The sequence below is a fragment of the Frankia sp. CcWB3 genome, from assembly GCF_977927595.1.
This window is the reverse complement of record NZ_CDWRCK010000155.1, coordinates 6342-10832: the sequence shown is the minus strand read 5'-3', so window position 1 is coordinate 10832 and position 4491 is coordinate 6342. Positions and strand designations below refer to the sequence as shown.

Genomic DNA, 4491 nt, shown 5'->3' with positions numbered 1-4491 from the left:
GGGGACGTAATGAAGTAACAAATACGTGATCGAGAGCATCATCGCAGGTCACAGGCCTGTGGAGGGTTCGAAACGCGCAAGTTATTTCATTTCGACTCCCTAGATGGAACGTACTGCCTGTCTCGTCTCATCTTGGCAGGTAGGGAAGTGGCCTTCCTCCCCTCCAGTTACGGATTTCGCTCGGGCCGGCGGGCGTATGACGCGATAGCTGAGACCCACAACTTCGCCACCCAGGGATACGAGTGGATGTTCGAGGGGAACATCGAGGTCTGTTTCGACAACATCTCGCACTCGGTCGTCATGGGCCGGCTGCAGAAAAGGGTCACTGACAGGCGCGTGCCCACGCTGGTGAAGGCGTTTCTGAAGGCTGGGATCCTTGGTGAGGATCAGGTCAGCACCGGTGGTCTGACAGCACGCAACAGGCCACGGTATGACCGGCGCGTAAACGTGTGGAGGGCCCGGTGCCCAGTAATGGGTACGCCGGGTTCGGGGGACGGCCCGGGGAGACGGGTCGGTGGAAACACCAGTACCGCGCCCCGGGTCGGTCCCACCTCGCCAACAAGGCGGTCGGTGATGTCCGCCGGAGGGCCACCCACCGGATCCGCGGCCGCCGCGGCCGCGCTACCGACCCCGAGTACACGATCAAAGGACTTCTCGTCCGGGGCCCCGCGGACGCTCACCCCGGCCGGCCGCAACCGGATCCTGACCACCCTGGCAACCCTCGGCGGCGAGGCCGCCTTCGAGATCGACGCTGCCTGGCGCGCGAAGAACCTCCTGCTCGAATACACAGAGCACACAGAGCACATGGCTTCAAGATTCAGAACGGGCTCTCGCGCCTGACTGTCAAGGACGCCCGCAAGGTTTGGAAGAAGCGGGCTGGTTCACCCGCCGGAGATATGGCTGTGACCAACGGGCGGACGCTTCAGGATCTTCCCGGCCTCTCGGGTAGGTGGAAAACCCGACCTCTCGGGTAGGTGGAAAAGTTGCGCATAGGGCAGTAGACTACTGAATCATTATGGACACCATATATTCCTTCCGATCCCGGCGGCCCCGGACACCGAGACACCGTGACCGTCGAGCCATGGTGACGGTGCTTGGCGCCCTCGTCATTCCATCGGCTCTGTTCCTCAGTGGCTGCGGCCAGAACTACAAGCAGGACAACGGCGGCGCCGTGCCCGTGCCGCGGTCCAGTACCGAGAGTTTGCAAGGCGCGACACCCCGGCCGGCGCCGGCCGGGGTCATCGGCCACGTTACGAATGGCCTGGCCCAGACGGCGGTCCCCACCCCTCCCGGCGGAAAATTCTAAGAACCTGTTTTAAATCTTGTCTTGACCTCGGACGCGCGCCGAGCGCCAGGGATCGGACTCCGGCGCTCGGCGTGCCAACCGGTCGACAGCTTGCTTTATCGGGTTGGGATACGGGACCGGGGTAATTCTAAAACAGCTTTTTAGGTCGGTGGCCTAGGGGATTCGTACCCCTGGGCAGGTAGAGGCAGGGTGACAGGGCGATCCCGAAGAGCCAATCCTGCAGCCGTTGACCTGTCCGTGGTCTTCCCGACGGGCTGACGAGCGGGAGTGACCCGGTCGGGTCGCGCGGGTCGAGAACATCCTCGCCCCACCTACACCACATCCGACCGAGTTACGAAACAACCTTTTGTAGGATACGGGTGTTTGACGGCAAGGCCAGCGCTAGCGTCGGGCAGCGGAATGTGCGCTTTCGGTGTCGCTGGTGGGGTCCAGCCGCCGTAGTGTCTCGTCTGCGCTGCGCTGTGCTCCACCCGTTGCATCGTGAGGTGCAGGATCGGCGGGGTCATCATGGTGGTGACGAGCGCCACGAGAACCACCACCGTGTAAGCTGCCGTGTTCAACACGCCGAGGCGCAGCCCCACTCCGGCGACGACCAGGCCGATGACCCCGCGGGCGTTGAGCCCGGCGCCGAGCGCGAGGGCCTCCCAGTGGCCGAGCCGGCTGGCCCGGGCGCCGAGGTAGGCACCGGCGAACTTGCCTGCGACGGCAAGCAGCAGGACCACCAGGCCGGCGGCGAGGACCGACAGGTCGGTGAGCTTGCCGAGATCGACCCGTAGCCCGGCGGTGGCGAAGAAGATCGGCGCCAGCACGGTGAGCACCACCGTCCGCAGCGGCGCGACCCGGTCGGGAGCGAAACCCCGGCTGGAACCGATGACGATGCCGGCGATGAACGCGCCGAAGACCGCCTCGAGTCTCAGCGCCTCCGTGGCCGCCGCCGCGGCCAGGATCAGTACGGTGATGGCCACGATGTGGCCACCGCCGTGGCGCGCCGTGCTGGCGTATCGAAGTGCCCTTCGGACCGTCGGAGGACCGGCTACCAGGGCGGCCAGCACGGCGCCGAGCACGCTGACCACCGGCACGGCGATGTCACTGCCACGCACGCCCGTGGTCGCTATCGCCGACATCATGGAGAGTGCGGACCACCCGGCCACGTCGTCGACTGCGGCCGCGGCCAGGGTGAGCTGGCCGACGTTGCGGTCCAGCAGGTTCATGTCGATGAGGATCTTCGCGGCTACCGGGATCGCGCTGACCCCGAGCGCGACGCCGAGGAACAGCGCGAACACCAGCCGATGGGCGCCGTCCGCGACGAGAGAGCCGGGCAGCAGCAGACCCGCCAAGACGCCGAGGCCCACCGGAACCAGCAGCCCGGCGAGGCCGACCCGGGCGGCGGTCAGACCCCGGCGCCGCAGCATCTGGATGTCCATCTCTATGCCGATGAATCCGACCAGCAGAATCACGCCGAGCTGGCCGACGGCGTCGAGGAGATGGAACTGGTCGGCCCGTGCGGGCAACAGCCAGCCGGCGAAGCCAGGCGTGAGCGTGCCGAGCAGGGATGGCCCGAGGATCACGCCGGTGAGGAGTGCACCCACCACTGCCGGCATTCCCAGCCGCATTGCCGCCCGCCCGAGGAGATAAGCCAGCCCGAGCAGGACGGCGATCTGGAGCAGGAAAACGAGAAGTACATGGGACGACAGCGCGGCTACCGGACCGGATGCGTTGACCATCACTACTCCTGGGAAGGGCAGGCGGACGTCTAAACCGACGGTGACGCCGAGCACGAGCGAGAGTGGGAGGACGAGGTAAACCGCGGGTAGGTCCGATGCGCTGCGTACATAACCGTTGCTCCCCCCGGGCCGGCGAGCGTTTCTCGGTAGATCATCGGGTCAGCCGCCAACCGCCCGCATGATGGTTTTTGCGTACGTGTCGTAGGCGTTGCCCTCGGTCAGGAGCAGACGGGGGATGACGAGCTCACATGCCAGTAGCCGCAGCACACGGTGTTCGTCCCGCAAGCCGTCAACCCGGCCGAAGATCAACGGTCCGTATCGGTTTTCCAGTGCTTCATACACACCGTACGCCCATTCACGCTCGGCTGGTGTCGGCTGGATCACTTCGTTCCGGCCGCCGAACGGTTCGTGTGCCCACCAGCCGCCGTCCCGGGCGACTCTTTTGCGGACCGTGTGGCTCAACTTTCCGTCTAGGAAGACGAAGGAGAGTTCCCCGTGGGTCAGGATCGATGAAAGAAAGGGCTGGACACAGACGTGATGAGTGGACACCAGGTCACGGAGCAGAGTCTCGGGTTCCGTGTCGCGGCGTGGTGCCAGGCCCGTCGTCGACGTTGCTTTGTGGCCGTTCCGGACGAAGTGCGTTGCTGAGGTGCTCGGCCCGCTCCGTGAGACCCGGAAGGTGCGCCAGGAGCCGGCCGAGACGGTTGGCTTGATGACGGCATGGTCCCATCCGGTCTGGGCCATGAGCGTGTCAATCGTCACGTCCTCGCCCCGGGAAACCCACCGGGTCGGGATCACCGCGATGCCGTCCTGTTCGAGCTCTGACAGGTACCGCCGTTTGTCGAGCGTCCCGACGGCCACCCGCATCGAGTTCAGAATGTGAATCTTCCCGTCCAGCTCCAGGTAAAGTTTCCGGATCTTGTCAAGGAAGTCGGGCCGCTCGTGGAAGCCGCGGCACATTCGTAGGTTCACGCCATCGAACGCTGTCCAGTCGACGGCGTGCACGTTGTCGAGGTGAACCGCGACTGCCGTGACACCGTAGTCAGCCAGGGTAGTAACGATCTGTGGGTACTCCGCATGCTGCGAGTCAAAATGTAGGTAGGCGATCGGTCGCCCAGTGGTAACGGCTTTCATTCATCCTTCCTCAGTAAGGCCGCGCGGTTAGCGAATTCGCTGGCCGTCGCGCTGTCGCTGGGGCGGCGTACAAGCAGGCGTAGGCGTCGGACCGCCGTGTCCGCCCCGTCCCACAGATAGGCGGCGGTGAATCCGGCGAGCAGGGCGTACGGCCGCAGCCGGATCACCCACCGCAATCGGGTGTTGGCCGGCACGGGTAACCGGTCCAACCAGGTCGCGGTGCCCTCAGGTCGTAGTTCCGCGGGTTCCACCAGGTCATGAGCTGAAATATCTCGTCCCCGGTCCCCGCCGATCGCCAGCCACCACAGCTTAGGAGTCGAAATGAAA

Annotated in this window: 3 protein-coding genes and 1 pseudogene; 1 reads left to right on the top strand and 3 read right to left on the bottom strand. The window is 65.2% G+C overall.

What is annotated here, in order from left to right; translation table 11 throughout:
- Positions 1 to 570: 570 nt before the first annotated feature.
- The gene (locus tag ACY5KJ_RS12940; protein WP_462188364.1) at positions 571 to 840 is read left to right on the top strand and encodes a hypothetical protein; all 270 of its coding nucleotides are present in this window, start codon (positions 571 to 573) and stop codon (positions 838 to 840) included.
- A 777-nt stretch (positions 841 to 1617) separates the two neighbouring features.
- Here ACY5KJ_RS12940 and ACY5KJ_RS12935 read toward each other — a convergent pair.
- The 3 genes and pseudogenes from ACY5KJ_RS12935 to ACY5KJ_RS12925 form a co-directional block, all read right to left on the bottom strand.
- Complete coding sequence (locus tag ACY5KJ_RS12935; RefSeq protein WP_462188363.1) at positions 1618 to 3030, bottom strand: cation:proton antiporter; 1413 nt, start codon at positions 3028 to 3030, stop codon at positions 1618 to 1620.
- 159 nt (positions 3031 to 3189) lie between these two features.
- Complete coding sequence (locus tag ACY5KJ_RS12930) at positions 3190 to 4164, bottom strand: ATP-grasp domain-containing protein (RefSeq protein ID WP_462203438.1); 975 nt, start codon at positions 4162 to 4164, stop codon at positions 3190 to 3192.
- Positions 4161 to 4491 (bottom strand): annotated as a pseudogene (locus ACY5KJ_RS12925) (NAD(P)/FAD-dependent oxidoreductase); the annotation flags it as partial. The gene ACY5KJ_RS12930 and the pseudogene ACY5KJ_RS12925, both read right to left, overlap by 4 nt.